The 19,216-nt window shown below is 35.5% G+C and carries 23 protein-coding genes; 9 read left to right on the top strand and 14 right to left on the bottom strand.

All coding sequences use genetic code 11. The features are described from left to right. Window positions 1–175 precede the first annotated feature (175 nt). From AAFN87_RS06635 to AAFN87_RS06655, 5 genes are all read right to left on the bottom strand, one after another. Window positions 176–784: an ABC-2 transporter permease gene (locus AAFN87_RS06635; protein WP_347790257.1), complete on the bottom strand. Its 609-nt coding sequence runs from the start codon at window positions 782–784 to the stop codon at window positions 176–178. Continuing rightward, a complete protein-coding gene (locus tag AAFN87_RS06640; protein WP_347790258.1) occupies window positions 777–1,646 on the bottom strand; it encodes an ABC transporter ATP-binding protein in 870 nt (289 codons plus the stop codon). Before AAFN87_RS06640 ends, AAFN87_RS06635 begins: the two co-directional genes overlap by 8 nt. Next, window positions 1,646–2,023 carry a GntR family transcriptional regulator gene (locus AAFN87_RS06645; protein WP_347790259.1) on the bottom strand — a complete coding sequence of 126 codons (378 nt, stop codon included), beginning with the start codon at window positions 2,021–2,023 and terminating at the stop codon, window positions 1,646–1,648. The genes AAFN87_RS06640 and AAFN87_RS06645 overlap by 1 nt, the downstream gene beginning before the upstream one ends. A gap of 175 nt (window positions 2,024–2,198) precedes the next feature. Continuing rightward, complete coding sequence (locus AAFN87_RS06650) at window positions 2,199–2,420, bottom strand: DUF3923 family protein (RefSeq protein WP_347790260.1); 222 nt, start codon at window positions 2,418–2,420, stop codon at window positions 2,199–2,201. Window positions 2,421–2,522: 102 nt separating this feature from the next. Then, complete coding sequence (locus AAFN87_RS06655) at window positions 2,523–3,617, bottom strand: serine hydrolase (RefSeq protein WP_347790261.1); 1,095 nt, start codon at window positions 3,615–3,617, stop codon at window positions 2,523–2,525. Window positions 3,618–4,131: 514 nt separating this feature from the next. Between AAFN87_RS06655 and AAFN87_RS06660 the strand changes: the two genes are divergently transcribed. Beyond that, complete coding sequence (locus tag AAFN87_RS06660) at window positions 4,132–5,043, top strand: helix-turn-helix transcriptional regulator (protein WP_347790262.1); 912 nt, start codon at window positions 4,132–4,134, stop codon at window positions 5,041–5,043. 62 nt (window positions 5,044–5,105) lie between these two features. Further along, complete coding sequence (locus AAFN87_RS06665) at window positions 5,106–5,495, top strand: GyrI-like domain-containing protein (protein ID WP_347790263.1); 390 nt, start codon at window positions 5,106–5,108, stop codon at window positions 5,493–5,495. Window positions 5,496–5,624: 129 nt separating this feature from the next. Here the strand turns inward: AAFN87_RS06665 and AAFN87_RS06670 are convergent, their stop codons facing one another. The 4 genes from AAFN87_RS06670 to AAFN87_RS06685 all read right to left on the bottom strand — a co-directional run bounded on the left by AAFN87_RS06670 (window position 5,625) and on the right by AAFN87_RS06685 (window position 9,207). After that, window positions 5,625–6,449 (bottom strand): methyl-accepting chemotaxis protein, encoded by an 825-nt coding sequence (locus AAFN87_RS06670; RefSeq protein ID WP_347790264.1) that lies wholly within the window; start codon window positions 6,447–6,449, stop codon window positions 5,625–5,627. A gap of 473 nt (window positions 6,450–6,922) precedes the next feature. After that, window positions 6,923–7,399: a GNAT family N-acetyltransferase gene (locus AAFN87_RS06675; protein ID WP_347790265.1), complete on the bottom strand. Its 477-nt coding sequence runs from the start codon at window positions 7,397–7,399 to the stop codon at window positions 6,923–6,925. A 28-nt stretch (window positions 7,400–7,427) separates the two neighbouring features. Continuing rightward, complete coding sequence (locus AAFN87_RS06680) at window positions 7,428–7,988, bottom strand: nucleotidyltransferase family protein (RefSeq protein WP_347790266.1); 561 nt, start codon at window positions 7,986–7,988, stop codon at window positions 7,428–7,430. A gap of 43 nt (window positions 7,989–8,031) precedes the next feature. Beyond that, a complete protein-coding gene (locus AAFN87_RS06685; protein WP_347790267.1) occupies window positions 8,032–9,207 on the bottom strand; it encodes an alpha/beta hydrolase in 1,176 nt (391 codons plus the stop codon). Window positions 9,208–9,560: 353 nt separating this feature from the next. Here AAFN87_RS06685 and AAFN87_RS06690 point away from each other — a divergent pair, with 353 nt between their 5' ends. The 4 genes from AAFN87_RS06690 (at window position 9,561) to modB (ending at window position 13,892) form a co-directional block, all read left to right on the top strand. Further along, the gene (locus tag AAFN87_RS06690) at window positions 9,561–11,246 is read left to right on the top strand and encodes a multicopper oxidase family protein (protein ID WP_347790268.1); all 1,686 of its coding nucleotides are present in this window, start codon (window positions 9,561–9,563) and stop codon (window positions 11,244–11,246) included. Between the two features lie 93 nt (window positions 11,247–11,339). Then, the gene (locus AAFN87_RS06695; RefSeq protein WP_347790269.1) at window positions 11,340–11,903 is read left to right on the top strand and encodes a cupin domain-containing protein; all 564 of its coding nucleotides are present in this window, start codon (window positions 11,340–11,342) and stop codon (window positions 11,901–11,903) included. Window positions 11,904–12,448: 545 nt separating this feature from the next. Continuing rightward, complete coding sequence (gene modA / locus AAFN87_RS06700) at window positions 12,449–13,234, top strand: molybdate ABC transporter substrate-binding protein (RefSeq protein ID WP_481886454.1); 786 nt, start codon at window positions 12,449–12,451, stop codon at window positions 13,232–13,234. Window position 13,235: 1 nt separating this feature from the next. Further along, window positions 13,236–13,892, top strand: a complete 657-nt coding sequence (gene modB / locus AAFN87_RS06705) for a molybdate ABC transporter permease subunit (protein WP_347790270.1) — start codon at window positions 13,236–13,238, stop codon at window positions 13,890–13,892. Window positions 13,893–14,040: 148 nt separating this feature from the next. On the opposite strand, the gene moaD is transcribed toward modB, so the two are convergent. From moaD to AAFN87_RS06730, 5 genes are read right to left on the bottom strand one after another with little or no spacing between them, the layout of a single operon-like run. Continuing rightward, the gene (gene moaD / locus AAFN87_RS06710) at window positions 14,041–14,274 is read right to left on the bottom strand and encodes a molybdopterin converting factor subunit 1 (protein WP_347790271.1); all 234 of its coding nucleotides are present in this window, start codon (window positions 14,272–14,274) and stop codon (window positions 14,041–14,043) included. After that, window positions 14,267–14,746 (bottom strand): molybdenum cofactor biosynthesis protein MoaE, encoded by a 480-nt coding sequence (locus AAFN87_RS06715; RefSeq protein ID WP_347790831.1) that lies wholly within the window; start codon window positions 14,744–14,746, stop codon window positions 14,267–14,269. Before AAFN87_RS06715 ends, moaD begins: the two co-directional genes overlap by 8 nt. Continuing rightward, entirely contained in the window at window positions 14,746–15,267 is a 522-nt protein-coding gene (gene mobB, locus AAFN87_RS06720) for a molybdopterin-guanine dinucleotide biosynthesis protein B (RefSeq protein WP_347790272.1), read from the bottom strand. The genes AAFN87_RS06715 and mobB overlap by 1 nt, the downstream gene beginning before the upstream one ends. Next, window positions 15,228–16,520: a molybdopterin molybdotransferase MoeA gene (locus tag AAFN87_RS06725; RefSeq protein ID WP_347790273.1), complete on the bottom strand. Its 1,293-nt coding sequence runs from the start codon at window positions 16,518–16,520 to the stop codon at window positions 15,228–15,230. Before AAFN87_RS06725 ends, mobB begins: the two co-directional genes overlap by 40 nt. A gap of 13 nt (window positions 16,521–16,533) precedes the next feature. Beyond that, window positions 16,534–17,550, bottom strand: coding sequence for a thiazole biosynthesis adenylyltransferase ThiF (locus AAFN87_RS06730; RefSeq protein ID WP_347790274.1), 1,017 nt, complete (start codon window positions 17,548–17,550; stop codon window positions 16,534–16,536). 99 nt (window positions 17,551–17,649) lie between these two features. Between AAFN87_RS06730 and AAFN87_RS06735 the strand changes: the two genes are divergently transcribed. From AAFN87_RS06735 to moaC, 3 genes are read left to right on the top strand one after another with little or no spacing between them, the layout of a single operon-like run. After that, the gene (locus tag AAFN87_RS06735) at window positions 17,650–18,144 is read left to right on the top strand and encodes a MogA/MoaB family molybdenum cofactor biosynthesis protein (protein WP_347790275.1); all 495 of its coding nucleotides are present in this window, start codon (window positions 17,650–17,652) and stop codon (window positions 18,142–18,144) included. Further along, window positions 18,141–18,731, top strand: a complete 591-nt coding sequence (locus tag AAFN87_RS06740) for a molybdenum cofactor guanylyltransferase (RefSeq protein ID WP_347790276.1) — start codon at window positions 18,141–18,143, stop codon at window positions 18,729–18,731. Before AAFN87_RS06735 ends, AAFN87_RS06740 begins: the two co-directional genes overlap by 4 nt. After that, a complete protein-coding gene (moaC, locus tag AAFN87_RS06745) occupies window positions 18,724–19,206 on the top strand; it encodes a cyclic pyranopterin monophosphate synthase MoaC (protein WP_347790277.1) in 483 nt (160 codons plus the stop codon). Before AAFN87_RS06740 ends, moaC begins: the two co-directional genes overlap by 8 nt. Window positions 19,207–19,216: the final 10 nt, after the last annotated feature.

A 19,216-nucleotide genomic window follows, 5' to 3' on the forward strand; every position in this document is an offset into this window, starting at 1 on the left:
ATAACATTACTAAATATTGTAATTAGATATTTACCAGCTTCTCAAAAAAAAAAAAGCGCCAGACAAAATGAATAATGTCTGACGTCTTTATACAATGAATTAAATTACATCATGCCAAGCTCAGTAAATTTCACAATTAACTCCCAACATGTTGCTGAATCTCTTAAGAATCCCGCTAAAACACTTTTTTACTATAAATACGAATTGACAGCAGCCATGAACAAACATAGAGAGCAATAACCGAAAATGCAATTAACAAGTATAATTGAGAACTTTGTAAAGTTAATAATATTCCTACAAGTTCTCTAATTTTATCGTTCAAATTATTGATGAATAAATTAACAATAAGCAAATAAATAACAAATGAAACAATAACAGCGGTTAACAAATATTGACTTTTGAATTTATAAGAAAACGGAAACATAAACGAAATAAAAATCATTACAAGACAAATTATTAAGCCTAGTTCTTTCCACATCGTAATTTCTCTATTAATAATCAAATTCCCAGTAAAAATTGTTAAAACGATTGTTAAAACGAAAAATAATGCACCAATGTATTTTGAACTGACAATTTCTTTTCTTGTATACGGCAGAGAATTTAGTAGCGTATTAATTGAAGACTTTTCATCACTCGCAAAAGCATTCATAATGATTGCCATACTAAATAATAAACCTATATAAATGAATGAACGTTCTAAAGTTAATAATAATATTAATAGCGGTAACATAGTCATTAACGTTGTTTTTTGCAACATGATATCTTTGCGTATTAAATTAAACATACTGCTCAGCCCCTTTCTTTGTATAGAACATAATATCTTCCAAAGTTGGCTTCTCAACCAAAACCATTTCTCCAAAAATATTTTCTATGCGTCCTTTATTAGCTGTTAAAGCCTCAAAACCATGATTAGATTTCCGAATGGATACGAATTCTTGTTCCGTGTCCCGATCTAATAACTCAATTCCGCCTTTTACAATGGCAAACTCTTCTTCAATTTTATAAAATTCCTTCGTAAACATATGCTCCCCTTTATGAATAAAAGTAATATAATCTGCAATACGGTCTAAATCCGTTGTTATATGAGTAGAAAAGAAGATTGTTTTCTCTCCATCTTGCATTAGATTATGAAGTATATCTAACAGCTCCCTACGAAAAATCGGGTCCAGTCCTGACGTTGGTTCATCCATAATAATTAATTCTGCGTGATGCGATAAAGCTATTGTTAATGAGGCTTTCATCATCATGCCTTTTGAAAATGACTTTATCTTTTTATTTAGTGGCAGTTCAAATGTTTTAACAAATTGAGCGAATAGATTGTCATCCCAATTTTTATAGGATGGTTTTATAATTTTTTTCATTTCTGCTAATGTTAAATTTTCATAAAAAACATTTTCGTCGAATACAAATCCAATTCGCTGTTTTATTTCTTTTTCATGCTCCTTATAATTCAAACCGAATATTGAAACGGTCCCGCTTTCCGGTTGCAATAAATTCATTATGAGTTTAATTGTCGTTGACTTTCCTACTCCATTTCCACCAATAAACCCAGTTACGAATCCTTTTTTAACAGACAATGAAAGGTCCTTTAGTTGAAACCCATCAAATGATTTTTGAACATGTTGTAATTCAATTACGTTTTCCATTAAGTTTCCTCCCTATATAACAATGTAAGCAATTCCTTTAATTCTGTAAGAGTGATGCCAATTTCTTTACTATTTTGAATGGCAGTTATCAATTGCTCTTCAATGACTTTCATTTTTCTTTCTTTAATCATTTCATTATTTTGCTCAGATACAAAAGAGCCTTTCCCAACGACCGAATAAATGAATCCATTCTTCTCTAATTCTTCATAAGCACGCTTTGTCGTAATCACACTTATGTCCAATTCCTTAGCTAATTGACGCATCGAAGGTAGAGAATGTCCTGCTTGAATTTCATTCGTCAAAATATGTTTTTTAATTTGAGCATAAATTTGCTCGTAAATGGGCTCTTTCGAATTATTCGAAATTAAAATTTGCATGCAAAAACCTCACTCGCTTGAATATTGTATATACACTTTATATACAATATACACAAACCGAAAATGTTTTACAACAATTTTTTCCATAAAAAAAGCTGAAAGGATTTTTACTAATCCTTTCAGCGAAAAATTACCTCTTGGCGTTAAAACATCTTCAAAAAAATTCAAATCATTTTTAATGAGCTGAAACTGATTTCCTTTTTCTTACGAAATATAGAAATACCAATTGACATAATAAAATAAAAACAAAAGCCACCCCTAATATAATTAATGCAACTAATCTTAGTTCAGGCGTTTGCTCCACTCCAGAACCATCTACTTTTCTAACTCCAATAAATATTGCAGTAGCACCAAACAATACTAACCATATCAAACTTGTTGTCCACCATAATTCCATCAAAATCTCACCTCTGTATAGTTTTTTAAATTTATTTGCGATTATTATCAAAAAACCATTCAAATCTGTATTTAGGGTGATTGCATTCCATACAAAACATTTTCAACTTATTTCGTTCATCACATGCTGTTTAAATGCTTTATCCTGTAACAATTTCAATTGAAATTCACCGATGTTATTTGCTAATTTTTGCTGTTGGATAAAGGTTAATTCATTAGCGAAAAGTGCAAGTTCTGTTGTATTCCCTTCATTATCTTTGGCATACATCGCCATCGTCAACACAAATGAAGTGGACCCGCCTTTTTTACCGATATATTGTATTCCCTCTTGAGGTGGGGATTGCTCGAGAATTGGATCTAAATAATGGTGGATAGATTCACTTAAAAACTGCCTACTATTTAGCTTTTGCATAAGATTAATGTAGTCAGCGGTAGTAGATCCTGGTAAACGATCTGACCATATTTTTTGAAAACGCATTGCAACATATTGGTAGTACTCTCTTTTTTGTGCTGCAGTAAGCGGTTGCTTTAACCAGCACTCATGTATCAAATTTGCTTTTTCTCTATACTGTTCTAAACTCATGTTTAATAGCTGATCGTAAACTTGCTGCTTCGTCAGTCCCTCCCTCTTTAAGTGAACAGGAATAAACAATGCGCTAGCAATTGGGAACAGTACATCATGATTTTTTATTTCAAGACGTTCGATCATTTTATTAATATTTTCTAGCCCTAGCTTATGCATTAAAAATTCTGTATTAGCATTCGAACTATATAAAATCATTCCTTTCACTACTTCTTCTAACGGGATTTCTACAGTATTTTCTAATTTAGACAGCCATGCAGGATGAGCACCGCCATCTGTTTTCGGTATGTAAAAAGTATCTAAAGTATCGAGACTAATTAACTCAGTGGAATCAATTATTCCCTCAGCTGCTTGCCGCGCATATTCTATCGCTATAATGATTTTCACAGTGCTTGCTAATGGGAGTTTTTTATTTTCATTTACACGTACTACATTTACATTATTGGCATTGAGAGAAAATGAAACGTTTTCCGAATTTATATTACCCTTTAGAAAAGCGATAACCTTTTCGGGACTACCCCCTTTTGTTTCCTCTTGAAGCTTTAAACCACTTACAAATATGATGATACCTATGACTCCGCAAAACGCTATAATCGTTATCAATAAGATAGACATTTAATTCCTCTCCAATCTCAAAATTTTCAAGTCGCCATTAAATAACGCTATCTAACTATACGATTTGCCCTCGCTTAGGTTTCAAGTATCTTCCATATAAACGAAACAATACAATTTCGAGTGCACTGAAAAACTAATTAATTGTCATTTTTCAATGTATATATTTTATATTGTTTGTTATTATTCGGCGGGTGGCGGTACGTGCAGTATGAGTCTACAAAATGCGAATAAAAGGTTCAGAAGGAAAATGCTTATGCAATTCGCGCCTTGCATAAAAGCGCAAAAACGAGTCGTATAAGACAGTACTACACAGATTTGCATCTCGTGTGCTAGCGCGATTGCCTTACAAATAAATCAACAGAATGCTAATATCGTTGTTTAGGTAGAAAGCAAATTTCTATTTCAACATTTTGGATACACCCACTTTTTCAGTGCCCTTAATGATATAGTTCTTAATGAAAATAGAAGTTACCATTCAATCTATTGCTTTAATAACCTTTAAGGAGACCACATCATGAAAACCGAGAGAATGTTTTCAATACTCATTTATTTATTGAAAAAACATCTAGTTTCTGCTGAAGAATTAGCGGAAAAATTTGAAGTGAGCAAAAGAACAATTTATAGAGATATGGACGCCTTATCCGCAGTCGGTATACCTATTATTTCCTATCTAGGGAAGAATGGCGGTTTTACTTTAATTGATAGTTTTCAGCTGGATAAGTTTACATTTAGCGAGGATGAAAAGAAGATTTTATTGGAAGGTTTAGCCTTAAAAAATGATTTATTCGATAATAACCATCTCTCCATTTTACAAAATAAAATAGAACTTTTGAAAGAAAATAAAGATGAGCATTTTTCTAATATGACTATTGCCTCTGCTACATTACATAGAAAATCAATTGAGGAAGAAACTAAATTAAAAATACAACAAATACTAGCAGTCATTGAACAAGATAATCAAATGCGTATTTCTTATGTTTCTCAAACAAGTAGTACATCCAGTCGAATCATTCAGCCTATCAAATTAAATTTCATGAATGGTAGTTGGTATTTAGAAGCCTTTTGTGAGACGAAAAAAGCTAATAGATTATTTAAACTGACTAGAATCAGAAATATTGAAGTTATAACAGATAATACAAAGATTACCTATGTAGAGGATACCGAGATTCCACTAATCAAAACCGAAAAAGTCGAAGAAATTGTATTACTTTTTTCAAAAAGTGAACTGGGGAAATTATATGATTTTTTTACAGATGATGAAATATCGCTACAGGAAGATGGACACCTTAAAGTGACCTTCGATTATGATACAAATAAAAATTTATTACCCTTTTTATTAATGTTCGGCCGGCATGTAAAAATAGAATCTCCTCTCTGGCTTAAAAATCAATATGTGAATGAAATTAAATTTATTTACGAAAGCTGACAGACTGTTGTCATATTATGTACGCTATACTCTCAATTATTAACAAGTAGGAGGAAGTTTACATGAATACAACATTCACAGAAAAACATATTTACGGAAAGTGCATTAGAACCAACAATCAAAACCCCGATACGATATTAAAATTATGGGAAGAGTTTCTTCGTCTAGATCTAAAAGGTGATATATATGCGGTCTATAATAATTATTCAAGCGATTTTACAGGAGATTATGATTTACATATCGGTACTGAAATAAAATTTATTGATGAAAGTAATGTATTAATTCCTACAGGTACCTATCATGTTATTGAAGTAGATACAACTGATCCAAAGGGCGTAATAAATACTTGGATAGAAATTTGGAACAGTGACATAAAAAGAGCATACAACACAGATTTTGAGCTCTATTCTACTGATGGTAGTATAAAAATCTTTTTGTCAGTTGAGGTATAAAAATCTATCTCCTTTCGCGCAATCACGTTTTGAATAAAGCGCGAAGGAAAATATTCTAGGTCAACATAAAAATCCTTTCTCGCATAAAAGGCGGGAAAGGATTTAGCTGTATTAAGAATTGCTACTCAATCATTTCATTGATTCGCTCATAAATTCTTTCATTTCACGGCTAAGTACACTAAGTTCTTCAATGATTTCACTAAAATCCTGAACGAGCTGAGCCTGTTCATTTGTCGCAGCGTTTATTTGACCCATATTCTGCTTTAAATTTTCTAGATTGTTATTAATATTGCGTAACGAGGATTCAATATTTCCAGTTGCAGTAGACGTTTGAGAGGATAGCTTACGAACTTCTTGTGCAACAATATTGAAGCCTGCACCATGTTGGCCTGCACGAGCAGCCTCAATCGATGCATTTAACCCTAGTAAATTCGTTTGGCTAGAAATACTTTTAATTAAATTAGTTACCGCATTCGTTTTTTCGGCATCTTCTAAGGCATTTTGAGCTTGCTTATTAATTTCCTCACTCGTTGCTGCAAGTTCCTCAGAATGAGATGCAATAGTATGTACTCTATCCTGTAAGCTATGGATAATATCATTCATTGATGACATATACTTTTCAAGTTTTACTACATTATCTAACGGCAAGGCAAAAGCAAGTGCCCCTACAACACGCCCATTTTCTTTGACCGGGAAAGAAAATGCATTAAGTTCTACTCCGTATACTTCTTTCGGTATAACAACATACCCGTTTTTCCCATTTAATGCGGTATGCATATTTGCATCATCGGCATTAATTTTTTGCCCTACTTGATAACCAACATCTATCCGCTTTCCTGGTATATAAGCGATAATTGTTTCCGTTTCTTTCTCTACTACCGCTACAATAGCTTCTTCCTTTAATGCCATGTGCATATAAGGTGAAGAAACCGATAAAGCTTCAATAATATTCATAAGTACCTCCAGAACTGAGAATTATATAACCTTTTATTACAGTTACCGGTAATACGAATTATGTCCATATATTACCGGCACACTAATTATATTCATAAAATTACTATTTTGGAATACTAGAATAGAGCCATATTTTCTATAAAATAATAGTATTACTCTTTTTTTACATTAACTTAAGCTTCATTTACTAAACTATTTATACTTAAAAGCATTATCGGATATTCCAAAATATCTATCCTATATTGAAACGCTATGAAACGTTCCCTCGTCTAATTGATAAGGTGGTGGATAATAATGGTGGATTTCGATGCTATTGCAAGCAAATATGTGGACGATTTATTTAAAGTCGCCTATACATATGTACAAAATGAGTTAAAAGAGCGGCTAGAATTCAAATCGAATATGATTCAAATTACGGTAAAAAATGCTTTTAAGGGTGAATTACTTTTTCATCAAAGTAACTCACCCTATTTTTATAAATATTTGAGTAATTTCAGTTCATCATTTAAAGGGATACCATCATTTCCGATAAGCGGGATAGTAGGTTTTATTTTTCTTGCTACTTGAACCGCGTTTGGAATGACATTGACGATACGATAATAACGTTTCTGATAAAATTTGAGCGCATGTAAATTATCATTAGTTGTAATAAGCGATATTAAATTACAACTACTATTCTTAGCAAATTGTTCTACTTGCGCCACAAGCTTTGTACCAATTCCTTGCCCTTCTACAATGCTATCCAATGAAATAATTTCACATTCGTTGTCGCGGATGATATACGTAATAAGCCCAACAATTTGACCACTTTCATTTTCGTAATAAAATCCATCTAGCTCATTACATGGATATATTCCACTGGAAATAACCATTTCAGTGCTACCCCAATGCTCCTCGAAAAATGTTATTACATTATTTCTCTTTGCTTCTGTAATTTTTATTATGTGCATGGTTTGCTCCTTTGCTACATCTCATTAACTACATTTGAATGATTAAATCTGTCCAAATAGTATCCCATTTTTTGTTATTCACTCGTTCTACATATTTGCTATACAAAGAAGTATTTATATCATAAAAAGGGGTCGGCTTCACTATTTTAGAAAAAACAATATCCGTACCATACGGGGCTAATATTTCAATTTCTCCTTTAACCTTTCTTGCCCCTATTGCTGTAGGCATTTCTGGAAAATGCGCGACTCCATCATATGAAGATATATAGGGATTTGTCTTATTTTTCACGTGCATTCTTGCTTGGTTTTTAACAGACCAAGGCTCATTCGGCATCATTTCTAATAGTCTTTTTTCTATTATTCTTTCTTGATTTACTGTTATGTCTTGTAGGTCAAAATATATAACATCAATATCATTTAATGGTGTCGATGTTCTAAAGTGATGTACTACATCCCATACTTTATTTCGAATGAAGCCAGCACATACCCAGCAATCATTTAACTGGAGTCGTTCTACAGTAGTCAATATTTCCATCATCCAATTGTCGTTTTGAATAATTTGAATTAATTCCTGTTCCTTTGTATTCACTGAATCACCTAGTATTTTTATTTTTGTGTAATAGATTGTATTTTCACTCCAAAATAAACGTGCTTATCGCTGGCAGTAATTCTTCATGCAGTGGTAGTGATGGATCTGTATATGTCGCTATATTTGCAGTGCGTTCTGCCGGTGCATTTTTTAATATATGGTTCATACCTTCTACATATAAGAGGGTAGCGTTTGTATTGGCATTCTTTAAAGCTTCCGCATCTGCTGCGTTAATTTGAATATCCGTTGTACCTTGAATAATAAGTGTTGGGATTTCCAACGTTTCAATGATATGTGCTGGATTATATTTTAACCACGAAATCATATATGGCTGGACAGAAGATCTAAATAATGCTTGTAATTCAGGCGACGCATTTTCAACTCGCTCCCCTTTTTTTAGTGATGCGAGAATCGTTGTTGTTTCTTCTTTCAGTGTTGGCGGTAACTGCCCTTCTAATTGTTCTAGCAATATTTCGTCTGCCGCTCTTCCTGCACCAGCTAAGGATATGAAGGAATTTATTTGTGTTTGCTTAGCTGCGAGCATACCAATAAGTGAGCCCTCGCTATGACCGATTATATGAACACTTGTATATGCACTATCTACTTTTAGTGTTTCAATTACTCGAACTGCATCATCTACATATTGTTCCAAGCTGAGTTCCTCTTCCGCTGTGACAAGCATCATATTTTCCCCGATACCGCGCTTATCGTATCGAACGGTTGCAATTCCTTCATTTGCTAACCCTTCTGCTAACATTTTTAAGCTGTCGTTTTTGCCCGCGATAGCAGAATTACCGTCCTTATTCGTTGGACCCGAGCCTGCAAGAATAAGTGCTACTGGCGATGGGTGTTTGCTCGACTTTTGAACCGCTATCTTTAAATCGCCATGTTCAACAGGTACTGTGATTGTTTCATAAGTGACTGGCTCTTCCACATGTTTTTTCAAACGAATCGGGAAAACCCCACCGTTTTGCTTAAAGGTTGCATCGATTTGTTCATCGTTTAGTGCTCCGTCTATTTCAATTTGAGCACCATTTAACTCAATTTGAATGCTCACTTTGTCACCATCGTACGTAATGTTATTAAAAGGATAATCATGCAATCCTTGTACTGGCACGGATAATGTTCCGCTCTTTTTTTGCAAATCCACTATAATTGGCAGTGATACATTCGGTATTTCAATATTCCCTGCCCACTTCCCTACAAGTTGTTCATTCATGTCCCGTACCTCCTGAGTTTCGTTTAATAGAACTTCCTTTTTGCGAGCCAGCAGCTACTAAATGAGCAGTCCAACCTAAAAGGATTGAACTCTTTAGAAAATTAGCTACCGTTGCTTAGTACACTATATTGTTATGATTAGAGTAATACGCATTTTCTACAAGGTCAAATTACCTTTTGTTTTCATATTTAAAGGACTTTTGAATTCTATTGACCTTATTTTCGATTCTATTGACCTTATTACCAATACGGACTCTATAAGCAACAATCCTGCGTACATGACTTAATAAAGCTAAACCAAATATTAATTTATGAATATAATAGGTTGAATTTATTAAGAAAGGTTGTGCTTATTTGAAGCCGATTGTTAATCCAGCAAATCCAGCTTCTATACCAAAGTTTGTTGACAAATTACCGAAACCACCGATTGCTAGGCCAGTACCACATGAGGACTATCCAAAAAACTCGTATTTTGAATTAAAAATGGAGGCAGCATACCATCGATTTCACCGACATTTTCCCCTATCCAAAGTGTGGGGCTATAACGGCATTGTGCCCGGTCCTACTATTGAAGCCGTAAAAGACAAATCTTCTTACTTAAAATATATTAACAATCTACCGACAAAACATTTTTTACCAATTGATCATACATTGCATAGCGCTATTGATTCAGAAGAAGTTCGCTCAGTAGTTCATCTTCATGGCGCACATGTGGACTGGGAAAGTGATGGACATCCTGAGGCATGGTATACAAAAAACTATACATTTACGGGGCCAAAATTCAGACGGCAAGTGCACCACTATACAAACCATCAACCGAGCGCAACGCTATGGTATCATGACCATGCGATGGCATTAACACGTTTAAATGTCTATGCAGGACTTGCAGGTTTTTATTTGCTTAGAGATACCCTCGAGGAAAGATTACAGCTTCCAAGTGGTCCATATGAAATGCCTTTAATGATTCAAGATAAGTTGTTTAATGAAGATGGTTCTATTTTCTACCCTAATGCTCCGCCATTCCCTGTACCTGTTCATCCGTCCATCACGCCAGGAGTTGTAGGCAATACAATACTCGTTAATGGTAAAGTATGGCCTTATATGCGAGTAGAACCTAGAAAATACAGGTTCCGAATTGTCAATGCTTCAAACAGAAGAGGCTATGTATTAAAGCTTTCTAACAATCAACCTTTCATCCAAATTGGAACAGATGGGGGCTTACTATCGAATCGTGCCGATATAGCTTCTATTGGCTTACTCCCTGCTGAAAGAACAGATATTGTCATTGATTTCTCTAAATTAAAAGGTGAAGTCATTACGCTGTTGAATACAGACGAAGAGTTCCCTGATGAACACACAAAGGTAATAATGCAATTTAGAGTAGACCTTTCGTTAAATGGATGTGATAGTCCAGATATCCCAGACGAACTATATCCTGCAATGGACCTTCATGAGCACCATGCACATATAACTCGAGACTTGCCATTATCGTTTACACAGGATCAGTATGGAAGACCAATGCTGCTATTAAACGACCGTATGTATCACGACCCAACAACTGAAAAGCCTTCTTTAGATAGTATCGAAATATGGAATATTATTAACACCACACCATTTATTCACCCAATCCACGTGCATTTAGTACAATTTAAAATATTAGAACGAAGACCGTTTAATGTTGAGCGTTATCAAAATGAAGGCGTCCTTGAATATACCGGAGATCCTATAGAACCTCGGGATTATGAACGGGGCTGGAAAGATGTTGTGAAAACGGACGCTGGCATGGTAACGAAAATCATTATGCACTGGAAGGAGTTTACAGGTAATTACATTTGGCATTGCCACTTCCTAGAACATGAAGACCATGACATGATGAGACCGATCCGTGTAATTAGTGATGCGCATCCAGTTCAAACACCGCATTCGGGCGAACCACATGAGCCACCAAGCGCATTATTACAAGCTAACAAAGAGGTTAACGAGGATGATTCGCTTAGCAATGAAAACCTTCAAGTAGAAGATAAAAATATAGATAATTAATTTGTTGAGAATATATGTCATCTTAAATTTACGTTCACTCAGAAAAATAATTGGCATAGGGTATTTTTATAATCTATAAGGGGGTTAAGAAAAATGTACTATGTTCCTTATTATGTTAATATGCCAATGTACAACTATGGAATACAGCCTGAATACAGGACTTTTCCTAATGAGATGCAATATGCAAACAGATTTGATTGTTGGGACTCTTTTTATGGGAATGGAAGTAATTTATTAACAGATCATGGACCGAAACCATATGTCGTTAATATCAATGCAGCAGCGAAGCAAAACAATACGTATCGTACTTCTTTATGGACTGGAACACATTTGCAAGTAACTTTAATGAGTCTTAATGTTGGGGAAGATATCGGTCTAGAAATACATCCTGATGTTGATCAATTCTTACGTATTGAACAAGGGCAAGGGATCGTTCAAATGGGTAAAAGTAAAGAGAATTTAAATTTCGAAAGATTTGTTTGCGATGACTCTGCAATTATAATCCCTGCTGGAACATGGCATAATGTAACGAATACCGGGAATATTCCGCTAAAGCTATACTCAATCTATGCTCCTCCTAACCATCCATTTGGTACTGTACATGTTACAAAAACAGATGCACTCGCTTCAGAAGAGAATCATGGCAATAGCAATTGAAGAAGTTACTTGATGAATAATTAACAAGAGAACACCCCATTTTGAACTGCGTAATTTTCAAAATGGGTTCTTTTTGTATGTCATTAAACAAGTATTAGCTACTCACATTATACGTAAATTCTTAACTTATAATCTTCTAATAGACCCATGCTTTTATTACATAAAACATGAAGACCATGACATGATAAGACCGATTAATGTTATTGATGATGCACACTCTGTTCAAACACCGTATTCAGTTTAGTCTCATGAGCCGCTAAGTATGTTAAAATATAATGAAAATCAGTTAAAAAAAGCAATGTTGAAGTATCATTTAGACGTTATGATGAGACGAGAGATGCTAAAAACGCTTGAATAAAGATGCATGTACAAGCAAAACTTTTTTAATTAGACTTTTCTTTTTCCTGTAAAATCATATTCAATAAGATATTAATATCCCCTAATAAACTTGAAAATTTACTCGGATAAGTATTTTATTTATATTCACAACTTATTTTAATTAGTTATGTCTTGTTATTATCGGTTATTAAAGGAGTGCAATCAAAGTGAAAAAATTTAGTAGTTTATTCGCTACACTGTTACTACTTATTAGCATTTTAACTGCATGTAGTAGCGAGGATAAGGTTAAGGAAGTAAATCAACCAGTTGAATTAACAATTTCTGCAGCAGCTAGTTTACAGGATGCCTTAGAAGAATTAAAAGCAACTTATGAAAAAGAGCACAATAATATAAAAATTCTCTATAACTTTGGCGGCTCAGGTGCATTACAACAACAAATTTCACAAGGTGCTCCTGTCGATCTTTTCTTTTCCGCAGCAGAAGATAAATTCGATACGCTCGTCGAAAAAGGAATCATTGATCAAACACAAAGTACAGATCTTTTAACAAATGAATTAGTACTAATCGTTCCGAAAAACAACACGAAACAAATCCTATCTTTTGAAGACTTAAAAAAAGCAGAAAAAATTGCGCTCGGTACACCAGAATCAGTTCCAGCAGGGAAATATAGTGTTGAAACTTTAAATGCTTTACAGCTATGGGAGGACATAAAATCCAAAGTAGTGTACACAAAAGACGTACGTCAAGTGCTCACATATACAGAAACAGAGAATGTTGATGCTGGTATCGTTTATCAAACCGACGCACTTTCATCAGAAAAAGTTGAAGTCATTTCCACTGCGGATGATGATACACATACACCAATCATTTACCCAGTTGGTATTATTAAAAATAGTAAATACGCAAAAGAGGCAGAAGATTTTTATTACTTTATACAAAGTGACGAAGCTATGAATATATTTATAAAGTATGGGTTTAAAGGAGCGCAATAAAATGGGCACCGATTTCTGGTCTCCACTTTTACTTTCTATTGAGGTTGCCTTTGTCGCTGGAATTATTGCTATAATTGCAGGCATTTTGATAGGCAAATGGATGGCAACACACCATTTCAAAGGGAAATTACTACTTGAAACGGTTTTGCTCCTGCCACTAGTATTACCTCCTACCGTTTTAGGCTTTCTACTTATTGTTATTTTCGGGAAAAATAGCGTGTTAGGAGATTTAATATATTGGCTTTTTGATCAACCAATTATGTTTACATGGTGGGCGGCCGTCATCGCCTCAACCGTAGTCGCCTTTCCTTTGATGTATCAATCGGCTAAAACCGGGTTTTCTACTATTGATCCGGATATTGAAAATGCCGCGCGTGTTGATGGAGCTAAAGAGTGGCAAGTCTTTTTTTCCATGTCTATTCCGCTTGCATCAAAGGCGCTTGTATCAGGCAGTATATTAAGCTTTACACGTGCCTTAGGTGAATTTGGTGCTACCTTAATGTTTGCTGGAAATATTCCAGGTAAAACGCAAACAACGCCACTTGCAATTTATATGGCACTTGATGCAGGTAATATGGCACTAGCTTGGACATGGGTAATATGTACGATAGCTATTTCTTTCCTGATGCTTCTTAGCGCTAATTTCATGAAATCATAAAAAAAGATGTAGTTGACTTAGTCAACTACATCTCAAACCGTTGATTTCCGTTCCAGGCGCTGCCCGGAGCGGAAATCAACCTCTTTCGCAAGAAAGAGTGCAGTGAAATTATTCACTACACCCCAACATTTGAATTTGAACCTTTTACTTACCCGCCACTTATTGGGGGAATAAAGGCGACCGTATCCCCCGCCTTTACTATCATCGTATCTGTTGCAAAATCCTCATTTATTGCTGTTATCATATTTTTTAACGAAAGTTGTGGATATTGATTTTCAACCCACTCTTTAATTTGGCTAACCGTTTGATTCGATAAATCCACTTTTAACTCTGACGACCCAACAGCTTCTTGTAAATGGGCAAAAAATAATATACTAATCATTTTGATCTTCCTCTCTAATAGAAGGTGCCCCTTTTGGGTAAGGGACATTTTCTAATTGATCGCCAATCCATTCGGTACCGTCTTCCCAGTACTCTTTTTTCCAAATAGGAACAATTTGTTTAATGCGGTCAATTGCATATTCATTCGCCATGTATGCCGTTTTACGATGAGGTGATGAAACAGCAATGACAACAGCAATATCTGAAATATCTAAATGACCAACGCGGTGTGTAATGGCCACTTTCGCATCCGGCCACTGAACAATTATTTCATTAGAAATCTGTTCAAACATTTTTATAGCCATCGCAGGATAGGCTTGATATTCTAGGTGCAATGTTTTCTTACCATTCGTTATTTCCCGAACAGTTCCAATGAAAATCGTTATTGCGCCCGCATTTCGACTCTTTACTTTTTGTCTGACTGCCTCTACATCAATTGGATTATTGATAATCTCAAACATCGTTGTAGTCATCATTTCGCCCTCATTTCTTTCAATAAAAATTCCATATATTGCGTTTTTTCATGTATCGAAAAAACTGGAACATCTAGTGTTATATCATGTACATAAGTGGGCCAATAGAGTATACAAATGATATTCGATACTTTGTGTAGTAGTGCTTGGTCTTGTGCTGTGCGTAAAAGTACGACCTTTGGATAATGTTCGTTCTTATAACCTTCTATTAAAATAGTATCTACCGGAAAGGACGCATAAATTTCTAGTATATTAGCAAGCTGCCATTCATTTTGGCGAATCGTCATGCGCAAAGTCCCGTTACCCTCAACAGCTGTAACACATGCACCAGCCTGCTCATGACGGATGCTATCCTTTGAAGACTCTACCATTGGAATTCCCCCATGTCCGTGATGCTTGATTGTCCCAACACGCAACCCTTCCGTTAAAGCTTGTGTAATCAATTGCTCTATTAATGTCGTTTTCCCACTATTTTGATAGCCTACAATTTGTAAGATTTTTTGATGTTGTACCAAGGCCACTCACTTCCTTGCAAATCTTCTAATAATAAGACTGCTACTTGCATTCCTTTTTCATAGCCACGTGATCCCCCTGGTAAAACGATGAACGCATTAGCTCTTGCCAATGAAGAAACCGCACTAGATTTATCAAATCCAGATGGCACGACAACTAGTTGACCATCTTCATAAAAAACATTCCCTCGTACAAAGCGAGTAAACGGATTAGGCTTTTTAAAATCTGCTCCTAAAACAGCTTGTTCTCTTCGTAGGTGAGGCTGTTTATTGCCAAATGCAGTTCGAATAATTGGGCGTACAAATAGTTCAAAGCCTACATAGCAAGCAGATGGATTACCAGAAAGGCCAAATAATAATTGACCATTTCGGGCAGCAACTGTTGTCACGCTACCCGGTCGCATCGCCACTTTATTAAACAACACTTGTGCTCCAATAGCATCGTATATAGCTGGTAAGTAATCGTAATCACCAACCGATACGCCTCCCGTAGTAATTAATATATCTACTTCCTGAATAGCCTTTTCAACAATTTCGATACATAATTGGAGATCATCATTAAGTTTACCTAAGTATTTCACTTCAGCACCTGCACGTTCTATTTGTGCCATAATCATATAAGCGTTACTATTACGAATTTTGCCTTGCTGCAAAGCTTCGCCGGGCTCAAGTAATTCACTTCCAGTAGCTAATACACCTATTTTCATTTTGCGAAAAACAGGAACTTGATCATAACCAAAAGTTGCAAGTAATGCCACTACTCCTGGGTTAATATATTGTCCCTTCTCAATAAGAACAGCCCCTTTTTGAACATCCTCACCTTTAAAAGAAATATTTGTTCCAGCTTGTAACTTGCGCTTAATAGACATATATTTTTGTTGTTTGTCCTCGAAAGAATGGGTTAATTCTAGCATAACAACCGCATCGCATCCTTTGGGGATAGGAGCACCTGTCATAATCCGTACCGCTTCTCGGTAACCGACAACTTCCTCGTATACATATCCTGCACCAATTTCCCCTACTACTTGAAAGACAACTGGTTGATCCAAAGTTGCTTCTTCACTATCCACTGAACGAATTGCATAGCCATCATAAGGAGAACGATCAAAGGCTGGTACATCATGATCTGCTATGACATCTTCTGCGATAAAACGCGCATGGGCTTCTGTTAATGAAACAAATCCTTTTTTTGCTTGAAATGCATAATCCATTACATGTTGAACTGCCTCTTCTACAGCAATCGGTTTTCTTTTTTCCAACATTACATACACTCCCTTATCCGAATAAACGATAATAAATGCTTTTAGCTTCTTGTATATTTTGCAATCCGTGAATAACTACTCGCCCATCCTGAAAAATGACGATTCGATAATCCGACGTTTGGCAAGATACTAAATATGGATTTCTTTGGATCTCCCCGTAATGGCTTAATTGGTTTGCAAGTTGCTCTAAATTATAGTGAATCGGTTTTGATGGTCGAATTTGTACTGCATCTCGACCACAAAGTATTTCTAATTTTGTTTGATTTTCATAGGATAAATAAGGATATGTCGCATTTTTACCACAAGATGGACAATCATCCTGACGCATTTTTTCCACATTGATTTCATAATGTTGATTTTGCCAAACATCAAAAGTTAAGTAACTTTTACGTAAAGCTTTTTGGTCACCAACTAATATCTTGAATACTTCTGACACTTGATAGGCAGCTACTATTTGGACAGTTGGACTAATTATCCCTACTGTATCACATGTCATGCCAGTATTAGGCATTACTTTTAGCAAACAATGTAGGCATGGTGTTGTCCCAGGCATCACCGTATAAGTAGCACCATAACTCCCTACACAAGAGCCGTACACCCATGGAATTTGAAATTTTTGAGCAAGGTCATTGATGAGAAAACGGGTATCAAAATTATCGGTGGCATCTATTATGATATCTACATTTTCAAGCAATGGAACTAATGACTCCGTACAAGCATCCAAAATTTCGACATTCAATTCCACCTCTGTATTAATACGTTGGAGTCGATTTTTCGCAGCGATCACTTTTGGTATTTTTTCTTGCGCGTCTTGTTCTGTATATAATTGCTGTCTTTGCAAATTACTCCACTCTACATAATCACGATCAATCAACGTCAACTTTCCAATACCAGCCCTCACAAGTGCTTCTGCGCTTGCACTGCCTAATGCTCCAACACCTACAATTAGCACATGTTTTTGTTTCAGTGCATTTTGCCCTATTTCACCAATTGGACTAAATAATTGTTGTCTAGAATATCTATTGTGCATAAGCTTTTTGCCTTTCTTTCTTTGAATTATAGTTTGACCTTTTTGTTATTGGCATTATAATAAATTCAATAATATGCTAGTAAAGGAGGTCTTTCTACCTTGCATCCTACACATCATCAACTTCCAATCCGTGCTGCCATATTAACTGTGAGTGATACACGCACACAGGCAGATGATCATGGCGGTCAACGAATTTTATCTTTACTTAAAGAAACTTCTTTTGAAATCGTAGACTACCAATTAACAAAGGATGAACCGCTCGACATCACAAAGTTTGTAAAACATTGGTGTCTCGACCCAAATATCAATACGATTATCGTTACAGGTGGAACAGGTTTTACACCTAGAGACCAAACTTATGACACTATTCTCCCTCTTTTCGAAAAAGAAATGATGGGGTTTGGGGAATTATTTCGAGCACTGAGCTATGAAGAAATTGGTCCAAAAGCTATGTTTAGTCGTGCTACAGCAGGCAGTCGAAATGAAACTGCCATTTATGTTTTGCCTGGTTCTACAAATGCCGTAACATTGGCTATGACTAAGCTCATTTTACCTACAGTTCAACATTTTGTCGGCGAGTTGAATCGCCTATGAAAATCGCAGGTGTTATATTAGCTGGTGGTCAATCGTCACGATATGGTGAACCAAAAATGTTTGAGTTGTTTGCCGGTCAGCCTTTGTATAAACATAGCCTCATCGCCTTACAAAAGAACAAATTAGAGCCTGTAGTAATAGCTACAAATGCAAGTCTACTAAAGGGTTTCGTAGATGATAAGGTCCAAATGATTGTCGAGCAGCAGCCGCATCAAGGTCCCCTATTTGCTTTGCACAATATAATGACAGCTTTTCCTGATGTTGAATGGTTTTTTGTCGTAGCGAGTGATATGCCATATATGAATGCAGATTTTATCCGTAACATGTTAGATTATATAGATGATGGTTTTGACGCCATTGTTCCTAAACAAGCTATACGCATTCAACCACTTGCTGCAATATATCGACGAAGTGCATTACCTAAAATGAAACTACTAACTGAACAAAACAAACGTAGTATGCAAGCTTTATTAGAGCAGCTTCGTGTTTGCTATGTTTCATTTGAGGAAAATAGTCCAACATTTATTAATATCAACTCACAACAAGATTGGTCACAAACAACTAAAAAGGAGTCTGACTATGAATAATTTCACACATTGGAACGAAGAAGGACGCCCTAAAATGGTCGATATTTCAGAAAAAGAAATTAGTACACGTACAGCAATTGCTCGCAGTACTATTTCACTATCCGATGAAGTTTATCAAGCAATACAACAAGGTGGCATTAAAAAAGGTGATCCTACGCAAGTTGCACAAATTGCTGGGATTATGGGGGCTAAAAAAACAGCCGATATAATTCCAATGTGTCACCCAATTTTATTGCAAGGAACCGATCTCCAATTTGACTATAAAAAAGTAGAGACTGGATATGAGCTTCATATTCAAGCTAAAGTAAAATGTAGTGGAAAAACAGGTGTCGAGATGGAAGCGTTAACAGCTGTATCCATAGCCGCCCTAACTTTTTATGATATGTGTAAAGCCGTTGATAAAACAATGGTCATTAAAGAAACGTATCTTGTACAAAAAACAGGCGGAAAAAGTGGGACCTTTATACATAAATAAGGCATCACTT

This window comes from Solibacillus sp. CAU 1738 (genome assembly GCF_039888725.1).
In the GTDB taxonomy this organism is placed as follows: domain Bacteria; phylum Bacillota; class Bacilli; order Bacillales_A; family Planococcaceae; genus Metasolibacillus.

Bases quoted from the DNA above. Each gene is read 5' to 3' on its own strand.
- AAFN87_RS06685 (WP_347790267.1), bottom strand. From the start codon at position 9,207: ATGAATGAACAACTTGTAGGGAAGTGGGCAGGGAATATTGAAATACCG.
- AAFN87_RS06650 (WP_347790260.1), bottom strand. From the start codon at position 2,420: ATGGAATTATGGTGGACAACAAGTTTGATATGGTTAGTATTGTTTGGT.
- AAFN87_RS06660 (WP_347790262.1), top strand. From the start codon at position 4,132: ATGAAAACCGAGAGAATGTTTTCAATACTCATTTATTTATTGAAAAAA.
- AAFN87_RS06695 (WP_347790269.1), top strand. From the start codon at position 11,340: ATGTACTATGTTCCTTATTATGTTAATATGCCAATGTACAACTATGGA.
- moaC (WP_347790277.1), top strand. From the start codon at position 18,724: ATGAATAATTTCACACATTGGAACGAAGAAGGACGCCCTAAAATGGTC.
- AAFN87_RS06665 (WP_347790263.1), top strand. From the start codon at position 5,106: ATGAATACAACATTCACAGAAAAACATATTTACGGAAAGTGCATTAGA.
- AAFN87_RS06640 (WP_347790258.1), bottom strand. From the start codon at position 1,646: ATGGAAAACGTAATTGAATTACAACATGTTCAAAAATCATTTGATGGG.
- AAFN87_RS06675 (WP_347790265.1), bottom strand. From the start codon at position 7,399: ATGCACATAATAAAAATTACAGAAGCAAAGAGAAATAATGTAATAACA.
- AAFN87_RS06645 (WP_347790259.1), bottom strand. From the start codon at position 2,023: ATGCAAATTTTAATTTCGAATAATTCGAAAGAGCCCATTTACGAGCAA.
- AAFN87_RS06635 (WP_347790257.1), bottom strand. From the start codon at position 784: ATGTTTAATTTAATACGCAAAGATATCATGTTGCAAAAAACAACGTTA.
- AAFN87_RS06740 (WP_347790276.1), top strand. From the start codon at position 18,141: ATGAAAATCGCAGGTGTTATATTAGCTGGTGGTCAATCGTCACGATAT.
- AAFN87_RS06655 (WP_347790261.1), bottom strand. From the start codon at position 3,617: ATGTCTATCTTATTGATAACGATTATAGCGTTTTGCGGAGTCATAGGT.
- AAFN87_RS06730 (WP_347790274.1), bottom strand. From the start codon at position 17,550: ATGCACAATAGATATTCTAGACAACAATTATTTAGTCCAATTGGTGAA.
- AAFN87_RS06670 (WP_347790264.1), bottom strand. From the start codon at position 6,449: ATGAATATTATTGAAGCTTTATCGGTTTCTTCACCTTATATGCACATG.
- AAFN87_RS06715 (WP_347790831.1), bottom strand. From the start codon at position 14,746: ATGACTACAACGATGTTTGAGATTATCAATAATCCAATTGATGTAGAG.
- modB (WP_347790270.1), top strand. From the start codon at position 13,236: ATGGGCACCGATTTCTGGTCTCCACTTTTACTTTCTATTGAGGTTGCC.
- moaD (WP_347790271.1), bottom strand. From the start codon at position 14,274: ATGATTAGTATATTATTTTTTGCCCATTTACAAGAAGCTGTTGGGTCG.
- AAFN87_RS06725 (WP_347790273.1), bottom strand. From the start codon at position 16,520: ATGTTGGAAAAAAGAAAACCGATTGCTGTAGAAGAGGCAGTTCAACAT.